The sequence below is a fragment of the Rhodococcus sp. NPDC019647 genome (assembly GCF_044389235.1).
In the GTDB taxonomy this organism is placed as follows: Bacteria; Actinomycetota; Actinomycetes; order Mycobacteriales; family Mycobacteriaceae; genus Rhodococcus_F; species Rhodococcus_F oxybenzonivorans.
This window is the reverse complement of record NZ_JBIRXS010000036.1, coordinates 50932-67343: the sequence shown is the minus strand read 5'-3', so window position 1 is coordinate 67343 and position 16412 is coordinate 50932. Positions and strand designations below refer to the sequence as shown.

16 protein-coding genes are annotated in these 16412 nt (G+C 66.8%); 6 read left to right on the top strand and 10 right to left on the bottom strand.

The window, feature by feature from the left end:
• Positions 1–90 precede the first annotated feature (90 nt).
• The 3 genes from ACH49N_RS34800 to ppk2 form a co-directional block, all read right to left on the bottom strand.
• Positions 91–924, bottom strand: coding sequence for an alpha/beta fold hydrolase (locus ACH49N_RS34800; protein WP_230990105.1), 834 nt, complete (start codon positions 922–924; stop codon positions 91–93).
• A 96-nt stretch (positions 925–1020) separates the two neighbouring features.
• The gene (locus ACH49N_RS34795) at positions 1021–2061 is read right to left on the bottom strand and encodes an alpha/beta hydrolase family protein (RefSeq protein WP_358277161.1); all 1041 of its coding nucleotides are present in this window, start codon (positions 2059–2061) and stop codon (positions 1021–1023) included.
• Between the two features lie 340 nt (positions 2062–2401).
• Positions 2402–3331, bottom strand: coding sequence for a polyphosphate kinase 2 (gene ppk2, locus ACH49N_RS34790; RefSeq protein WP_358277159.1), 930 nt, complete (start codon positions 3329–3331; stop codon positions 2402–2404).
• Between the two features lie 150 nt (positions 3332–3481).
• Between ppk2 and ACH49N_RS34785 the strand changes: the two genes are divergently transcribed.
• Complete coding sequence (locus ACH49N_RS34785) at positions 3482–3685, top strand: PspC domain-containing protein (protein ID WP_109334920.1); 204 nt, start codon at positions 3482–3484, stop codon at positions 3683–3685.
• 160 nt (positions 3686–3845) lie between these two features.
• Here ACH49N_RS34785 and groL read toward each other — a convergent pair whose 3' ends face one another.
• The 6 genes from groL to ACH49N_RS34755 all read right to left on the bottom strand — a co-directional run bounded on the left by groL (position 3846) and on the right by ACH49N_RS34755 (position 9565).
• Positions 3846–5471 carry a chaperonin GroEL gene (gene groL / locus ACH49N_RS34780; protein ID WP_109327707.1) on the bottom strand — a complete coding sequence of 542 codons (1626 nt, stop codon included), beginning with the start codon at positions 5469–5471 and terminating at the stop codon, positions 3846–3848.
• 227 nt (positions 5472–5698) lie between these two features.
• Positions 5699–6253 (bottom strand): DUF6764 family protein, encoded by a 555-nt coding sequence (locus tag ACH49N_RS34775; RefSeq protein WP_250775035.1) that lies wholly within the window; start codon positions 6251–6253, stop codon positions 5699–5701.
• Between the two features lie 81 nt (positions 6254–6334).
• Positions 6335–7114, bottom strand: coding sequence for an HAD-IIA family hydrolase (locus tag ACH49N_RS34770; protein ID WP_358277156.1), 780 nt, complete (start codon positions 7112–7114; stop codon positions 6335–6337).
• Positions 7115–7124: 10 nt separating this feature from the next.
• Complete coding sequence (locus tag ACH49N_RS34765) at positions 7125–8027, bottom strand: universal stress protein (protein ID WP_358277154.1); 903 nt, start codon at positions 8025–8027, stop codon at positions 7125–7127.
• Between the two features lie 12 nt (positions 8028–8039).
• A complete protein-coding gene (locus tag ACH49N_RS34760) occupies positions 8040–9041 on the bottom strand; it encodes a zinc-binding alcohol dehydrogenase family protein (RefSeq protein WP_358277167.1) in 1002 nt (333 codons plus the stop codon).
• 131 nt (positions 9042–9172) lie between these two features.
• On the bottom strand, positions 9173–9565 hold the full coding sequence (locus tag ACH49N_RS34755; protein WP_358277152.1) for a YtxH domain-containing protein: 393 nt from the start codon (positions 9563–9565) through the stop codon (positions 9173–9175).
• 183 nt (positions 9566–9748) lie between these two features.
• On the opposite strand from ACH49N_RS34755, the gene ACH49N_RS34750 reads away from it, so the two are divergent.
• Positions 9749–10912, top strand: coding sequence for a CdaR family transcriptional regulator (locus tag ACH49N_RS34750; RefSeq protein WP_159920144.1), 1164 nt, complete (start codon positions 9749–9751; stop codon positions 10910–10912).
• A 96-nt stretch (positions 10913–11008) separates the two neighbouring features.
• Positions 11009–12265: an FAD-dependent oxidoreductase gene (locus ACH49N_RS34745; protein ID WP_358277150.1), complete on the top strand. Its 1257-nt coding sequence runs from the start codon at positions 11009–11011 to the stop codon at positions 12263–12265.
• 14 nt (positions 12266–12279) lie between these two features.
• On the opposite strand, the gene hutH is transcribed toward ACH49N_RS34745, so the two are convergent.
• On the bottom strand, positions 12280–13827 hold the full coding sequence (gene hutH, locus ACH49N_RS34740; RefSeq protein ID WP_358277148.1) for a histidine ammonia-lyase: 1548 nt from the start codon (positions 13825–13827) through the stop codon (positions 12280–12282).
• A 508-nt stretch (positions 13828–14335) separates the two neighbouring features.
• On the opposite strand from hutH, the gene ACH49N_RS34735 reads away from it, so the two are divergent.
• From ACH49N_RS34735 to ACH49N_RS34725, 3 genes are read left to right on the top strand one after another with little or no spacing between them, the layout of a single operon-like run.
• Positions 14336–14791: an SRPBCC family protein gene (locus tag ACH49N_RS34735; protein ID WP_208962402.1), complete on the top strand. Its 456-nt coding sequence runs from the start codon at positions 14336–14338 to the stop codon at positions 14789–14791.
• A 43-nt stretch (positions 14792–14834) separates the two neighbouring features.
• The gene (locus ACH49N_RS34730; protein ID WP_397504994.1) at positions 14835–15353 is read left to right on the top strand and encodes a hypothetical protein; all 519 of its coding nucleotides are present in this window, start codon (positions 14835–14837) and stop codon (positions 15351–15353) included.
• Complete coding sequence (locus ACH49N_RS34725; protein WP_358277144.1) at positions 15328–16386, top strand: MerR family transcriptional regulator; 1059 nt, start codon at positions 15328–15330, stop codon at positions 16384–16386. Before ACH49N_RS34730 ends, ACH49N_RS34725 begins: the two co-directional genes overlap by 26 nt.
• Positions 16387–16412: the final 26 nt, after the last annotated feature.

Below are 16412 nucleotides of genomic sequence, written 5' to 3'. Positions count from 1 at the left end.
GCGTGAACAGTGCTCACCGGGCCGGCGGCTCAGTGATCAGCCTGCCGTGGACGGGCAGTTACCTGTCGTAGGCTCGCTGATCGACTCCCATTAGGTGTGGTCATGGATCCAGTCGACGACCCGATCGACCGTGTCGACTGGCTCCCGGATCCACCCGTTGTGACCCTGCGGTCGCGGGTTGTGCCAGATGGTGACGTCCGCATGTGGGAGTTTGGCGACGAGATTCTTCGCCGAGGGGCCCGGCGCGAGGTCGTCGCCCTCGATAGTCACCGACAGGACGGGCAGCTTCAATCTGCCGATCCGTTCCTCGTAGTCGATGTCGGCGCCGTCGGGTTCGATCTTCCCGGTGCGCGCGAAACGGGACCAGTCGGAAATCAGCACCTTCGACTGCCTGCCGAACCCGCCGATGTCGAGCCTGCCGCCCGGCCAGAAACCGGCGAGATTGGCCGTCATCGACATCGCGGCCGCACCGACGAGCATTCGCGGCGAGTGCATTCCGGGAAATCCCCGGTGATACGGCGACCCCGACGCGACGAGCACGATTCCGCCGAGCCGGCCGCGTATCCGCGCCGCGTACATCACGCCCAGCTGACCACCCATACTGTGCCCCAACAGGAACGGCGTCGCAGCCGGGAAATGTTCGCGCACCACCTCGAAGATGGCGGGAAAGTCGACCGACACCAGCTCGTGGTAGCCGTACCTGCTGGCACTGCTCGGGCGGGGGCGGCTGTCACCCTGTCCGCGTAGTTCGCCGATGGCCGCATTGAAGCCGCGGGACATCAGCTCCTCGGCGAACGGCTCGTAGTAGCCGGCAGGAATTCCCAGGCCGGGAAACACCACGACTACGGGTGCCTCGTCCCGCCCGGCGAACAGGCGAACCGGAGTGGTCGTTCCGTCGGGCATCTGGATCGGTACTGTCTCCACTCCGCCAGACTAGACGGCTCGACCCCCGCGGATTCGCGATCCGCAGGGGTCGAGACAGAAGTCAGTGCACGAGGACGGTGGTGTCCGGGCCGGTGGCTACAGGCCGATCGACGACGCGAGGAGCGGCCACGACTTGTGGAGGTCCTCCTGCCAGTACGGCCACGAGTGGGTGCCGACGGGACGGAAGTCGAAAGTGGCGGGAATCTGCAGCTCGTTCAGCTTGTCCGCCAGCGCGCGGGTGCACTGATTGGTCGCCGCCTCGATGGCACCGCCGAGGATGATCTGGTTGGCGAACGTCTCGACGTTCCCGTTGATCCCCGGACCGTCGAGGCGATCGTTCGGGCCCGGAAGGCCGGAACCGTTGCTGACGTAGATGTCGAGGCCGCGCAGCTTCTCCGCATTGAGGTACGGATCGTTGGCCGTCCAGGCCGGGTCGTCCACGGGGCCCCACATGTTGCTGGTGTCGCCGCCGCCGCGGGATTCGACGACCATCCGGACATACGTGCGACCGGGGTCGGTGCTGGTCATCGCGCAACCGCTATAGGCGCCGACACTCTTGTACAGCTCGGGTGCCGACTGCGCGAGGCTCAGGACGGAACTGCCGGCCATGGAGATTCCGGCGATCGAGTTGACGCCGTTGGTGCCCAGCTCGGCGTCGACGATGGGCGGGAGTTCCTGGGTGAGGAACGTCGTCCACTTGTTGTTACCCAGTTCGGGATCTTCCTGCCGCCAGTCCGTGTAGTAACTGAAGGCGCCCTGCATCGGCGTGACGACGTTGACATTCTTGTCGGCGAAGAAATCGACCACGTCGGTCTTCGCCTGCCAGGTGGCGGAGTCCTCCCCGCCACCCGCGCCGTTGAGCAGGTACAGCGTGGGCCTCGGAGCGCTGGTGTCCGCGGGCGTGATCACCCGGAGCGGAATGTCGCGGTCCATCGACGCCGAGTAGACGTGCATCGTCAACTGCCGGTCGTCGATCTTCTCGGTACGCAGGAGTCGCGAGCTGCCGTCGGCGACGGTCGCGTCATCGACCGGGTCTGCGGACACGGCCTGCGCCCCCACCCACGGAAGAGCCGCTGCCAGAGCGAGCGCGAGTGCCAGCCGAACCCCGTACCTACCCGCTGCCGTGCGGTTGCCCATTATTCTCCTTTACTGCGAAGCCGCCTGCCCGACTCCGAAGAGACGAGAACTGGAGCCCACAGTGTGTCATGTGGGCTCCAGTTCTCAACTGGATGTTGGTGGAGACGCGCTTTCTACGCCTCTGATGACCCCGTCAGCAAGTCGAGAAGTCCGGTGAGTATATCGAGCAGGCCAAGGATTTGAGTGGACATATTTTTCTCTCCCGATCGACTGTGTTGGTTTTCGATCTGCGCCATGGGTCGGCGCTTCACTCTTTGTACCCGACCGAAGGCGAAGACCAAAGAAATTTCTCGGACATATTTCGAATAGTTACCTGGCGTTCGGAAGAAAGGCCATCCGGTTATTCGCCAATTACCTGGCTTGCACGGCCCACGACCAGCGGATCTACGATCCCGACCACATCGAAGTCCTTGTTCCCGTAATCGAACAGCGACAGAACATACTTCATTGCATTGATGCGCGCTCTTTTCTTGTCATTGCTCTTGACTACCGTCCACGGAGCAATATCGGTGTCCGTGAAGCGAAACATATCTTCCTTGGCCGCGGTATAGGCGCCCCATTTATCCAGTGAGGCAATGTCCATCGAGGACAATTTCCACTGACGAACCGGATCGACCTGACGGATGGCAAACCGGGTCCGCTGCTCGAGTGGTGAGACAGAAAACCACAGCTTGGTGAGGCTGACACCGTCGTCGACGAGCATGCGTTCGAAGAGCGGCGTCTGATGCAGGAACCTGTCGTATTCGTCTGCACTGCAGAAGCCCATGACGCGCTCGACGCCGGCGCGGTTGTACCACGACCGGTCGAACAACACGATCTCACCGGCCGCAGGGAGATGCTGCACGTAACGCTGGAAGTACCACTGGGTCGACTCACGCACCGACGGCTTCTCGAGTGCCACGACACGCGCCCCGCGCGGATTGAGGTGTTCCATGAACCGTTTGATGGTGCCACCCTTGCCGGCGGCGTCGCGTCCCTCGAACACGATGACGTGACGGCGTCCGGTGTCCTTCACCCAGTTCTGGAACTTCAGCAGTTCGATCTGGAGCAACCGCTTGGCAACTTCGTATTTTTCGCGGGGCATCCGCTCCTCGTACGGATAGCCCTCCCGCCAGGTATCGACGACCAGACCATCGGTGAGCGTGACGAGCACGGGATCATCGTCGTCCTCGTCGTCGACCCTGAACGCGGAGGTGTCGCGGAGGTCGACGGCAGTAGCCAGATCCGCGTACGCGCTGAGGAAGCCGGGGCGTTCGTCGATGTCGGTCATGGGGCGGAATCTAGCGGCGCGAGGCGTCCTCGAAGTGACCCGGGCGTGAACGGGAAACGCGCTCTCAGCACGATGTCGGGGTGAAAGACCAGGGTGGAGATCGGGGTACATCCCGATGTGCACTACCAGCCGGCTGAGCAGACTGGACGCATGACATTCGACAGCAATACTCCTCGCCAGTTCACCCGCTCCGACAACCAGAAGATGCTCGCCGGCGTCTGCGGCGGCATCGCCGAATACTTCGGTGCCGACGTCAACCTCGTCCGACTCCTGGCCGTCGTCGCCACACTCGTCACCGGCGGCACCGCGGCTCTCGTCTACCTCGCAGCGTGGATGCTGATGCCCGCCAAGTAGGCGCTCCGCGCCCGTGCACCAGAGGCGCTCCGCGCCCGTGCGCCTTTGTGGTAGCCCTGACTACCAGAAAGGCGCACGGGGCCGAAGGCCGAAGGCCCGGAACTCCCTTGCTGGAGTCCCGGGCCTTCGGGGTGTTCGGGTGGAGCGGGGTGGTACGGACTCAGAAGTCCATGCCGCCCATGCCGCCGGTCGGGTCGCCCGCGGGCGCTCCGGCCTTCTCCGGCTTGTCGGCGACAACGGCCTCGGTGGTGAGGAACAGAGCCGCGATCGACGCTGCGTTCTGCAGCGCGGAGCGGGTGACCTTGACCGGGTCGTTGATGCCTGCTTCGAGCAGGTCGCCGTACTCGTTGTTCGCAGCGTTGAGGCCGTGACCTGCGGGCAGGTTGCGGACCTTCTCGGCGACGACGCCGGGCTCGAGGCCGGCGTTGAAGGCGATCTGCTTCAGCGGAGCTTCGAGGGCGACGCGAACGATGTTCGCACCGGTGGCCTCGTCACCTTCGAGCTTGAGGTCGTCGAGCGCGGGGGCCGACTGCAGCAGGGCCACGCCACCACCGGCAACGATGCCCTCTTCGACGGCGGCCTTGGCGTTACGCACGGCATCTTCGATGCGGTGCTTGCGCTCCTTGAGCTCGACCTCGGTGGCGGCACCGGCCTTGATGACTGCAACGCCACCGGCCAGCTTGGCCAGGCGCTCCTGCAGCTTCTCGCGGTCGTAGTCGCTGTCGCTGTTCTCGATCTCGGCGCGGATCTGGCTCACGCGACCGGCGATGGCGTCGGAATCGCCGGCACCCTCGACGATGGTGGTCTCGTCCTTGGTGATGACGACCTTGCGGGCCTGGCCGAGGAGCTCGAGTCCGGCGGTCTCCAGGGAGAGGCCGACCTCTTCGCTGATGACCTCGCCACCGGTGAGGATGGCGATGTCGGCGAGCTGCGCCTTGCGGCGGTCACCGAAGCCCGGGGCCTTGACGGCCACGGACTTGAAGGTGCCACGAATCTTGTTGACCACCAGGGTGGACAGGGCTTCGCCCTCGACGTCCTCCGCGATGATGACCAGCGGCTTGCCCGACTGGATGACCTTCTCCAGCAGCGGCAGCAGGTCCTTGACGGTGGAGATCTTGGAGCTCACGAGCAGGATGTACGCGTCCTCGAGGACGGCTTCCTGACGCTCTGCATCGGTGGCGAAGTACGCCGAGATGTAGCCCTTGTCGAAGCGCATGCCTTCGGTGAGCTCGAGCTGCAGGCCGAAGGTGTTGGACTCCTCGACCGTGATGACGCCTTCCTTGCCGACCTTGTCCATGGCCTCGGCGATGAGCTCACCGATGGACGGGTCGCCGGCGGAGATACCAGCGGTAGCAGCGATCTGCTCCTTGGTGTCGATCTCCTTGGCGGTCTCGAGCAGACGCGCGGTGACGGCCTCGACGGCCTTCTCGATGCCGCGCTTGAGGCCGAGCGGGTTGGCGCCGGCAGCAACGTTGCGGAGGCCCTCACGCACGAGAGCCTGAGCGAGCACGGTTGCGGTGGTGGTTCCGTCGCCGGCGACGTCGTCCGTCTTCTTGGCGACCTCCTTGACCAGCTCGGCACCGATCTTCTCGTAGGGGTCCTCGAGCTCGATCTCCTTGGCGATGGAAACGCCGTCGTTGGTGATCGTGGGAGCTCCCCACTTCTTCTCGAGCACGACGTTGCGACCCTTGGGGCCCAACGTCACCTTGACTGCGTCGGCGAGGGCGTTGAGTCCTCGCTCGAGGCCGCGACGGGCCTCTTCGTCGAACGCGATGATCTTGGCCATTGCGAAGTGATCCTCCGGATTGGGGGTGACACACAGGACGGCCGCTTGCCGGGTCGCCCCATTTACGCCTTGGGCCGGGGTCAGTGCCCGCGACGGACGACCAGGGGTGTCTAGGTTCCCGGTCTCACCATCCCGACCTGGCACTCACGTGTCGCGAGTGCCAAGTGCATTTCTAGCACTCGACCAGGGTGAGTGCAAGGTCGGGACGAGACGGCCGGGTCAGAGGATCAGCGCATGGCGCAGACTTGGCCCGTGTTGAGGTTGAACGCGAGCGACAGGGCACCGACGCAGTCGACGCCGTTCGCGTCGGAGGTCGCGCCCGACCCCCAGCCGGCGATCGCCACGGTGGTGGTGCCGTCAGCCGCCCCGGACCGCGCGATGCCGCCGCCCAGCGACACGGCATACGCCTGACCCGAACCCGTCGACGCGCCCAGAGATGTTCCGAACCCGTTGGCGTAGGTGGTGGTGGAGCCGTGCCCGTTGGCGACGCTCACCGCGGTCCCGCTCTCCATGGCCGTCGCCCGCGCGACACCGGCCTCGGTCGCCTTGGCACCACAGCTCGCCGTGTCCGACACCTGGATGTCGTTGACGGACGGCGGGGAGACACAGGTGACGGGGGCGGCACCGGCGACACCGGCACCGGCCACCGAGAGTCCCGCCGCGACACCCAGACCGACGACCATCGCCGCTCCCGCACGCGCCAGCCGGCGGCCGAACAAAGAAGAGATGCGGGTACGAGTGGCCGAGGCGGTGGAGGTGGCGGGCGTGGAGACAGCGAGCATGGAAGCTCCTTCTGGGAACGTCTAATTGGAGGATTCGCCGCGAGACTACCCGCTCCCGGCCGGTTAGTCCCGGACCGTGTTTCAGGCGAGTCTGTCGAGCAGCTCGGGGAGCTGAGCGACCGAGTCGATGACGTGGTCTGGGCGCTGCACAGCGAGGTCGAGAATCGACTGCCGGAACTTGCCGGTACGCACCAGCGCACCGGTCAGGCCTACCCGTTGCGCGGCGAGGACGTCCCCCGTCAGATCGTCACCGACCATGACGGCCGCTTCGGGGTCGGTGCCCATGAGCTCGGTTGCGGTAAGGAAGGCGGCCAGCGAGGGCTTGCCGACCGAAACGACGTTCGTTCCGGCAATTTCTTCCAGGCCCGGAAGGTAGGCGCCGGTGTCGATGCACAGTCCGTCCCTGGTTGCCCACGTCGTCCCCCGATGCATGGCCACCACCGGAACCTCGTCGAGCATCAACTCGACCACCCGGCTGAGCGCACGATGGGTGAACTCGGGGCCTGCGCCACCGAGCACGACGACCTGCGGATCGTCCTCGTCGAGTTCGATGCCGGCGAGGTCGGGCGTGATGTCACCATTGTTGAGCACCCAGGCCCGCGCGCCCGGGTAGGTGGTGCGGAGGTACTCGGCGGTCAGGCGAGCGGCAGTGACGATCTCGCCGGGCTCTGTGTCGATACCCGCGTTCCGCAGCGCGCCCGCTATCTCGTCACACGTCCGCGACGTTGTATTCGTGAGATACGCACACGCAAGTCCCCGATCCCGCACCTCCCGCACGGCGTCGGCCGCGCCGTCGATGGGATGCCAAGAAGTAACCAGAACTCCGTCTATATCGAACAGGATTCCCTCGACCGCAGTCATGGGGTCGAGCCTATCCGGGCGACCGCTGGGCGTGACAGACCACAACGGGGCAGGGAGCGTGGTGCACGAGGTTCTGGCTGACCGATCCGAGCAGGGCACCGAGCACCTTGCCCCGGCCGTGGCTGCCCACCACGAGCAATTGCGCGGCAGAGGCGTGCCGGATCAGGACATCGGCAGGTGCGCCCTCGGTGGTCGTCCCGGTCACCTGCACGTCGGGGTAGTCCCCGGCCCAGGTGGCGAGGCAGTCGGAGACGACGGCCCGCTCCGCTTCTTCGTACGCCGCCCAATCCACGTATTTCGACGCGTGTGCGAGCCCGTGCCGCCTCTCGCTGCTCCAGGCGTGCACGACCTCGAGTCCGACGCCGAACGCCGAGGCGAGGGCGAACGCCTGGCGGACGGCGAGTTCGCTGACGCCACTGCCGTCCACACCGACGACGATCGGGCGCTGGTCCGGTGACGGGGCTTCGCGGGCACCCCGGAACACGGCGACCGGGCACTGCGCGGAGTTGATCGTGCGCAGCACCGTCGAACCGAGCAGGTAATCCGTGATGGCACCCGCACCCTGCGCGCCGACAACCACCATCCGGGCGGCGCGTGACAACTCGATCAAGTGGGCGGCTGCGGTCCCGGTCCGCAGGTCTGTCTCGACAGGAAGTCCGGGGTGCTCTTCCAGCACGGCCGTGCGGGCGGTGCCCAGCATCGCGTTTCCGTCTTCCCGAAGTTCCTGGATGAACTGCGCGTCGATCATCATTGCGGTGCCGTTGTAGAACGTCGCCCCGTCCGGGTAGGTATGCGCGAGCAGGAGCGGGGCACCGAGCCGGACTGCGGTCGCCGCGGCCCAGCGCGCCGCGTCGAGAGCAGGCCGTGATCCGTCGACACCGACCACCACCGGTGGGCCCGCGTATTGACTCATGTATCTCTCCCTCTATGGTTCGAGAACTGCTGCACCGCTGAACTTTCCGTCCGCGAGATCGCGCAGCGCCCGATCTGCGTGGTCGAGCGGATAGGGATGGGTGTCGACCCTCAATCGATGGTCCGCCGCGAATCGGAGGAACGCGACGGAATCTGCCCGGGTGTTGGCGGTGACGCTGCGGACCTGCCGCTCCCGGAACAGATGCTTCTGGTAGTCGAGCCGCGGAATATCTGTCAGATGGATGCCCGCGACGGCGAGCGTGCCACCGTCGGCGAGCGCCTCCAACGCCGTGGGCACCAAGTCTCCGGCGGGTGCAAACAGGATCGCCGAGTCGAGCGGTTCCGGTGGGGTGTCGCGCACCCCTTGCACCGACGCCGCGCCGAGTTCCTCGGCAAGTGCCCGTGCCTGCGCGCCTCGCGTCATGACGTGCACGCGGATACCACGGGCGAGCGCAACCTGGGCGGTGAGATGGGCGCTGCCCCCGAAGCCGTAGATGCCCAAGGCACCGCCGTCCGGCACCTCGGCACGTATCAGGGCCCGGTAACCGATGATCCCGGCGCACAGGAGTGGTGCGAGCTCGGCGTCCGGATAGCCGTCCGGGAGTCGCAGTGCGTAGTCGGCGGGCACCGTCGTGAATTCCGCGTATCCACCGTCCGCGTCCCACCCCGTGTAGCGGGACTGCCGGCAGAGATTCTCGAGGCCGCGACCGCACGCCGGGCACCGACCACAGGTGTGGCGCAGCCAGGCGACACCGACGCGATCTCCGGCGGCATAGGCCCCGGAGACGGAGTCGCCCACTGCGACAACCTCTCCCACCACTTCGTGACCGGGAACGACCTGCGGTCGGTGCGCGGGAAGATCACCCTCGGCGATATGTAGGTCGGTTCGGCACACCCCACAGGCCAGTACCTTGACCAGCAATTCACCCGCCTGGGGCTCGGGGAGCGCTTCGATGTCCCACTGCAGCGGAGTGCCCGCGATCGGTCCGGGGCTGACGGCGCGCCACGCACCCATCGTCCGGATTCCGCGTCGCGTCGCCGCCATACCCACAGGATGCCCGCGGCGCGGCGCCGACACCACGAAATCCGCAGTGTCGCGACCGCACGCCGCGCCGGGATGGTTACCTACAGCCGCATCGGCCCCGGTCAGCCCGGGCTCTGCGTATGCTTGCCCCCCGCCGGCGGAGAAACGGGCGAGTCCGTGGGCGCCGGCGTGGGAGTGGGAGCCGGCGTGGGAGTGGGACCCGGCGTGGGTGCTGTGGCTTCGACGGGCGGCGCACCGGTGGTGGGCGCGGTGGCCGTGCTGGTGTCGGTGTCGCGGTGGGTGGCCTTCTTCGCCAGCTCACCCACCTTGTGCTGCACGTGCGGGGCCTTCTCCTTCACCGCCTCGGTCGCGCCGCTCACCTTCTCCTGCACAGTGGGGTTGTGCCAGACTTCGAGGGATTGATCCCTCATCTTCTCGTAAGTTTGCCTGCCGGACCGGGTGCCCAGGACGAAACCCACGGCCGCCCCCGCTGTAAAAATTAACGCTCTCTCCATGACCTCTCCTGACTGTTGTGCGACAAACGTGTACGAATCACCGTCGGAATGTCCTGCTACACAGCTATGCCCTCAGCGCCCGAGCCCAAACTTCCTTCACGACGGACGACCCTTCGGCCGCGCCGGATGAAACACCTCTCGTCGGAACCAATCGAGTCGGTCCCGGCCAACTAGGCTCCGAGAATGGACCTGCGCGGTGAAGACCTGTTCACGGTTGCGGGGTCTCTGGCCGAGCTGATCGGCGCCCCGATCACGATCGAGGACGAGAACTCGACGGTGCTCGCGTATTCGAGTGGTGAGCAGGCGGTGGACGAAGCGCGAATCGGGACCATCCTGGGCCGGCAGGTGCCGGGACGGTACCGGCAGTTGCTCACCGAGGCCGGTGTGTTCGAACGCCTTCACCACGACACCGACGTCATTTATGTCGATCTGCACGTTCCCGACATGCGACCGCGGGCGGCGATCGCGGTGCGTGACGGCGGTCGCCCGGTGGGGTCCATCTGGGCAGCCGTCACCGCCTTTCCGACGCCGGAACAGGAAGCGATCCTCCGGTCCGCCGTACCGGTCGTGGCCGAACATATCGCCGCGCAACGCGAACGAGTCGATGTCACACGACGATTGCAGGTCGATCGGGTCCGTGCCCTCCTGACCGGCGGCGAGCCCGCTTTCCGGGCCGCCGACGACCTGCGGTGGAGCGGTCCGATGACGGTTGCCGCGGCGGCCCCGGTCACGCTCGGCTCGTCGCTGCCGTCCGGACTGCTGGCCTCCCTCGGTCTCTACCTGGACACGCTGGCCGTCGAATCCGTCGCAGCCCAACTCGACGACACCATTTATGTGGTGATCGCCGCCGGGGAGAAGGAGGTTCGCCGTCTCGCCGAGAATTTCCTCGGACGTGCGCGCAGTGGACATGCCTTCGTCGTCGCGGTCGGGCGCGGGGTCGACACGGCAGGACAGGCGCATCTGTCGCGCGGTGACGCCGACCGGATACTCGCGGCGCTGCAACACGCCTCCCACGGCGGTGTCGTCGGAACCATGCGCGACACGCTGGCGTCGGTCCTCGCGCTGCGCGTGGCCGACATCTTCGACGGGTTGGGCACGCTCACCCCGCTGGCCGCCCTCCTTGCGCACGACGAGCAGCACGGCACCGACCTCGTGGCCACGGCACGCGCGTTCCTGGACCATGGCGGCGACGTGGCCGACGCCGCCGCAGCCCTGCACGTCCACCCCAACACCCTGCGCAACCGGCTCCGGCGCTGCGTCGAATCGTGCGGGGTGGACCTCTCGGACGCGGACACCCGACTCGTCCTGATGCTGCATCTGAAACTGCGCGGACTGCGCGGGCACTGAGCCGCGGACCCACCCTGGCCGATTGCACAACGTGGACGGTCCGGCACTGGCCGAACGGCTACTCCCCCCGCGTGATCGTCGATCGATGATGGACACATGAGCACAACTGCGCGCCCGGAGCATGTCGCGATCGTCGGAGCCGGTGTCGTCGGCCTGTCCACAGCCTGGTTCCTTCAGGAGCGTGGGGTCCACGTCACCGTCGTCGACCGGGAAGGTGTTGCGGCCGACGCCTCGTGGGGGAATGCGGGGTGGCTCGCTCCTGCCCTCACCCTGCCGCTCCCGGAGCCCGCCGTCCTGAAGTACGGCCTCCGCGCGATGCTGAATCCCTCCTCCCCCGTGTATGTTCCGTTCACCACCGACCTCCGCCTCCTCCGTTTCCTCGTCGGTTTCGCCCGGCACTGCACTCCCGCACGATGGGAGGAGGCGATGAAGGTCTACGCCGAAGTGAACCGGATTTCCCTGGGCGCCTACGACCAACTCGCCGAGGGCGGCGTCGCCGAACACACCCACCTCGCCGACCCCTTCCTCACTGCGTTCACGTCGGACGCGGACCGGGAAGTGCTCGTCGACGAGTTCCGCCACGTGGCGGCAATCGGCGGCGAGGTCGAGTACGACCGGCTCGATACCGACGAGATTCATTCCCTCGAACCGAGTCTCGGGGAGGGCGTGCACTGCGGTCTCCGCCTGCGGAACCAGCGCTTCATCGATCCGCCGCGGTTCGTGCATTCTCTCGCCGACGCCGTCCGCGCGCGGGGTGGCGACATCGTCTCCGGATTCGACGTCACCGCAGTCAAGGACCGTGGCGCGTCCGGCGTTCGGCTCGCCTCTGCCCGCGGAGATTCGGTGTCGGCCGATGCGGTCGTCATCGCGAACGGCGCCCGGCTGGGCACACTGGCACGTCCCTTCGGCGTCCGGGCACTGGTCCAGGCCGGCCGTGGCTACAGTTTCAGCGTCCAGCCACAGCAGATGCCCAAGAATCCCGTGTACTTCCCCACTCAGCGGGTGGCGTGCACCCCGTTGCACGACCGCTTCCGTGTCGCCGGAATGATGGAATTCCGGAGTCCCGACGCACCGCTCGATCCCCGACGGGTCCAGGCCATCATCGATGCCGCGACACCCCTGTTCACCGGTATCGACTGGAATGTCCGCCAGGAGGAATGGGTGGGTTCACGGCCGTGCACCACGGATGGGCTGCCCCTCGTCGGGGCCACCCGCTCGCCTCGCGTGCACGTTGCCGGCGGCCACGGAATGTGGGGAATCGCGCTCGGCCCCCTCACGGGCCGACTGGTGGCCCAGTCGATGACGGGGGGCGAACCGTCCGCGGTGCTGCGGCATTTCGACCCTCTACGCTGAGCCCGTCCTTCGTCTCAGGCCAATGCGCCGACCACCGCCTCGGCGCGGGCCAGGAGGGTGCCCGACGACGCGAGCGCCACCACCGCGTCGATCTCGGGGGCCAGGTACCGGTCGGTTCCGGGTCCGGCGACGTGCTCCCGGATCGCGTCGCGTACGGCACCCGTTGCAGGCGAAGGCTCGAGCGGCGCACGGAGGTCGAGTCCCCGTGCGGCAGTCAGTGCCTCGACCGCGAGGACCCTGGTGAGCCCGTCGAGGGCGCGGCGAAGTTTGCGGGCCGCCGACCACCCCATCGACACGTGATCCTCCTGCATCGCCGACGACGGAATCGAGTCGACACTCGCAGGCGCGGCCAGGCGCTTGAGTTCGGACACGATCGCGGCCTGCGTGTACTGGGCGATCATGTGGCCGCTGTCGACGCCGGGGTCGTCGGCGAGGAACGGGGGCAGCCCGTGGTTGCGGGCGACGTCGAGAAATCGGTCGGTGCGGCGCTCGCTCATGCTCGCCACATCCGCGACCACGATCGCCAGGAAATCGAGGACGTAGCCGAGTGGGGCTCCGTGGAAGTTGCCGTTCGACTCGACGCGGCCGTCCGCGGTCACTACGGGGTTGTCGACGGCGCTCGCGAGTTCGCGCGCCGCTACCTGCTGGGCGTGGGCGAGGGTGTCGCGCGCGGCGCCGGCGACCTGGGGGGCGCAGCGCAACGAGTAGGCGTCCTGGACCACCGTGCACCCGGGCCCCGCGTGGCTGCGCACGATGTCGGAGCCGGCCAGCAGCCGAGTCATGTTCTCGGCCGCCGCGGCCTGCCCGGGATGCGGCCGTAGCGACTGCAGGTCGGCGGCGAAGACCCTGTCCGTGCCGAGCAGACCCTCGACGCTCATCGCTGCCGTGATGTCGGCCAGACGCAGCAGGTGACGCAGGTCTTCGCAGGCCAGCAGCAGCATGCCCAGCATGCCGTCGGTGCCGTTGACGAGGGCAAGGCCCTCCTTCTCCTCCAGCGACACCGGTGCGATTCCGGCGACCCGCAGCGCGTCGGCGGCGGGGGTAGGACAGCCCTCGGCGTTCCGTATGGTGCCCTCACCGATCACGGCGAGGGCTACATGTGCCAGCGGCGCCAGATCGCCCGAACAACCCAGGCTCCCGTACTCGTACACCACCGGAGTCAGACCCGCCGACAGCAGGTTCGCGTACACCTGCGCGACCTCCGGCCGAACGCCGGTGTGGCCTGTGGCGAGAGTCGAGAGCCGCAACAACATCAGCGCACGCACCACCTCGCGTTCCACCTCCGGCCCGTTGCCGGCGGCGTGGGAACGGATCAGGCTGCGCTGCAGCTGCGCGCGCTTCTCGACCGGAATATGACGGATCGCGAGGGCACCGAACCCCGTCGAGACGCCGTACACCGGTTTCGGATCCTCGGCGAGAGCCTCGATCCACCGACGACTTTTCGCCATGGTGGACAGAGCCTCTTCGGAGATCCGCACCGGGGCGCCGAGCCTGGCCACCCGGACCACTTCTTCGGCGGACACCGGGCCGACACCGACGACGACAGGCTCTTCGGTACCCACAGACCCAGTGTCCACCCCGGCGCGGGGTGTAGGTCGGGAATGCGGGGTGCCAACGGCGATTACACGTCGCCGCGCAGAACTTCTTCGATTTCGCGTGGCGTCATGAGACGTTCGAGTTTTTCACTCGGCCACGAGGACGGACGTCCTTGCAATCGGGCAGATTCGAGTAGAGGGAGAGGGCTGCGGTCCCGCCGCAGGATCGAATGAACATTCACGACGATCACTTCCGAACACCGACTCGACGACGTGCCAATGCGCTGGCACCGAACCATTGCACTGATTTTTCTATCGCTCATCGTGCCTCGTGAGTTACACAGTTTCGGTGAGGCGCGCGGAGCGAAGCGACAAACCGGTTCCGGAGCGAAGCGACAACCTGTCCGGAGCGAAGCGGCGAGCCCATCGGGGTACAAAGAAGTGACCTGCCGCACATCCGCGTTCACCGAGCGCCTACGATGACGGCAAAGTAGTTGTAACTACCCGTACCACCTTCCCTGACTGGAGACAGCCGATGGCAAACACCCTCGAAGCAAGCATCGAAATCGACGCCACCCCGCAGGACGTGTGGGCGGTGGTGTCTGATCTGAAGCGGATGGGCGAGTGGAGCCCGCAGTGCCGCACGATGCGCGTCCTGGGCGGTGTGGTCGAAGAAGGCACGAAGACGATCAACATCAACCGCAAGGGCATGCTCGTGTGGCCGACCACCTCGAAGGTCGTCAAGTTCCAGCCGAACAAGTCGATCGCCTTCCGCGTCGTCGAGAACCGCACCATCTGGTCGTACGAACTCCAGCCCACCGCCGGCGGAACCAAGGTCATCGAACGCCGGGAGGCGCCGACCGGAACGACCAAGGTGTCGCAATTCCTGATCAAGACCGTGCTGGGTGGCAACGACGACTTCGAGGTCGAACTGATCGAGGGTATGAACACCACCCTGGCCCGTATCAAGGCAGCCGCCGAAGCGAAGTAGCCCGCTTGACTCTCGACCTGGTCGAGCCTTCACCGTGAACCGCATGGAGAACTCGGATGACGTGATGGCGCAGATCGGTCGAGGCCAGGAACTCGCGACAGCAGGCGACGCCGAGGGCGCCCGACATCTCTTCGCCGAGGTGTGGGGCGCCCTCGAGGCGTCTCCCGAGGGCACTCGCGATCCGCTTCACATCGTGACTCTCGCCCACTACATGGCCGACGTTCAGATCGACCCCGCCGAGGAACTGCGCTGGGATCTGCGTGCGCTCGAGGCCGCGGACACGCTGACGGATGATCGCGCGCAACGGCACGACGCCTCACTGCAGGTGGCGGCGTTCTACCCTTCGCTGCACCTCAACGTCGCAGCGGCCCATCTCGCGCTGGGGCATGTCCCGGAAGCCCGTTTTCACCTCGACCGGGCCGACGAGGAATCCCACCACCTCGCCGAAGACGGCTACGGCCGCACCGTTCGCGGTGCCATCGCGCGGTTGCGTCGCCGCATCGACGAGACCGCACCTGTCATACCCCCCGGCAAAAGTGAACGCCGTGCTGAGCATCGGTGAGCTGTCGCGGGCGTCCGGCCTGTCGGTCAGTGCGCTGCGGTTCTACGACAAGGCAGGCGTGTTGGCACCGCACACTGTCGACCCGCACACCGGCTACCGCCGGTACACCGACCAGCAGGTCGACGCGGCCGTTCTCCTCGCTGCGATGCGGCGTGTCGGGATGCCGGTGAAGGAGATGACGGCGGTGCTGTCCGGTACCGATCCGCACGCTCTGCTCGACCAGCACCTGTGCAGACTCGAGCAGGGCCTTGCTGATGCACGACGCGAGCTGATCCGGATACACCGTCTCGTGGACGGGCGCGTGGAGCGAGGAGGCACCGTCGTAGTCGATGCCGATGACCTCGCCGATGCTGTTGCATCGGTCCGGTTCGCCGTCGACCCGAAGTCCGAGTTTCCGGCGTTGCGCGGAATCCATCTCGAGACCGACGGTGACGTGCTGCGGCTCGTCGCCACCGACCGCTACCGGCTGGCGGTCGCCGAGATCGCCGCAGTGCACTCGCCGCAGAAATCCATCGCGGTGACAGTTCCTTCGACGTTCCTGACGGACGCTGCACCCCGACTGCGCCGACATGGGCAGGTTGCCGTCACCGTGGACGCACGCACCGTCACGCTGCGCTGTGGGGAGGGAGAGTTCGTCAGCGAGGCACTGGATGGAGTGTTCCCCGATCATCGCAGTCTGTCGAGTGCGGTTCCCGGAACCGAAGCGACGATCTCGGCGACCGAACTGCGGGCAGTCCTTGCCGGGACGGGCGAGCGGGTGGACCTCGGCGTCCTCGACTCCGGTTCCATCGTGGTCGGCGCGCAGCAACGTGGTTTTACCGATCCCTGCCGAGACCGGCCGGTGCTCTTCCACGTACAGGTGAACGCGGGTTTTCTCCTCGACGCGGTCGCCGCCCTCCCCGGCGATCAGCTGACGTTCCGCTTCGGCGGCCCCATCGCACCGCTCGCCATCCGTCCGCGGTCCGTTTCCTCCTCCGCCTCGGTGAGTGCGTACTCTCTCCTGATGCCGTTACAGCCGGCCGCGCTCACGTAACCTGTGAGGGCGCCGCAACGGCAGGT

What these genes read in the sequence shown, in the direction of transcription:
- ACH49N_RS34795 (WP_358277161.1), bottom strand. Translation starts at nt 2,061, where the DNA reads ATGGGCAACCGCACGGCAGCGGGTAGGTACGGGGTTCGGCTGGCACTC.
- ppk2 (WP_358277159.1), bottom strand. Translation starts at nt 3,331, where the DNA reads ATGACCGACATCGACGAACGCCCCGGCTTCCTCAGCGCGTACGCGGAT.
- ACH49N_RS34785 (WP_109334920.1), top strand. Translation starts at nt 3,482, where the DNA reads ATGACATTCGACAGCAATACTCCTCGCCAGTTCACCCGCTCCGACAAC.
- groL (WP_109327707.1), bottom strand. Translation starts at nt 5,471, where the DNA reads ATGGCCAAGATCATCGCGTTCGACGAAGAGGCCCGTCGCGGCCTCGAG.
- ACH49N_RS34775 (WP_250775035.1), bottom strand. Translation starts at nt 6,253, where the DNA reads ATGCTCGCTGTCTCCACGCCCGCCACCTCCACCGCCTCGGCCACTCGT.
- ACH49N_RS34770 (WP_358277156.1), bottom strand. Translation starts at nt 7,114, where the DNA reads ATGACTGCGGTCGAGGGAATCCTGTTCGATATAGACGGAGTTCTGGTT.
- ACH49N_RS34765 (WP_358277154.1), bottom strand. Translation starts at nt 8,027, where the DNA reads ATGAGTCAATACGCGGGCCCACCGGTGGTGGTCGGTGTCGACGGATCA.
- ACH49N_RS34760 (WP_358277167.1), bottom strand. Translation starts at nt 9,041, where the DNA reads ATGGGTGCGTGGCGCGCCGTCAGCCCCGGACCGATCGCGGGCACTCCG.
- ACH49N_RS34755 (WP_358277152.1), bottom strand. Translation starts at nt 9,565, where the DNA reads ATGGAGAGAGCGTTAATTTTTACAGCGGGGGCGGCCGTGGGTTTCGTC.
- ACH49N_RS34750 (WP_159920144.1), top strand. Translation starts at nt 9,749, where the DNA reads ATGGACCTGCGCGGTGAAGACCTGTTCACGGTTGCGGGGTCTCTGGCC.
- ACH49N_RS34745 (WP_358277150.1), top strand. Translation starts at nt 11,009, where the DNA reads ATGAGCACAACTGCGCGCCCGGAGCATGTCGCGATCGTCGGAGCCGGT.
- ACH49N_RS34735 (WP_208962402.1), top strand. Translation starts at nt 14,336, where the DNA reads ATGGCAAACACCCTCGAAGCAAGCATCGAAATCGACGCCACCCCGCAG.
- ACH49N_RS34730 (WP_397504994.1), top strand. Translation starts at nt 14,835, where the DNA reads ATGGAGAACTCGGATGACGTGATGGCGCAGATCGGTCGAGGCCAGGAA.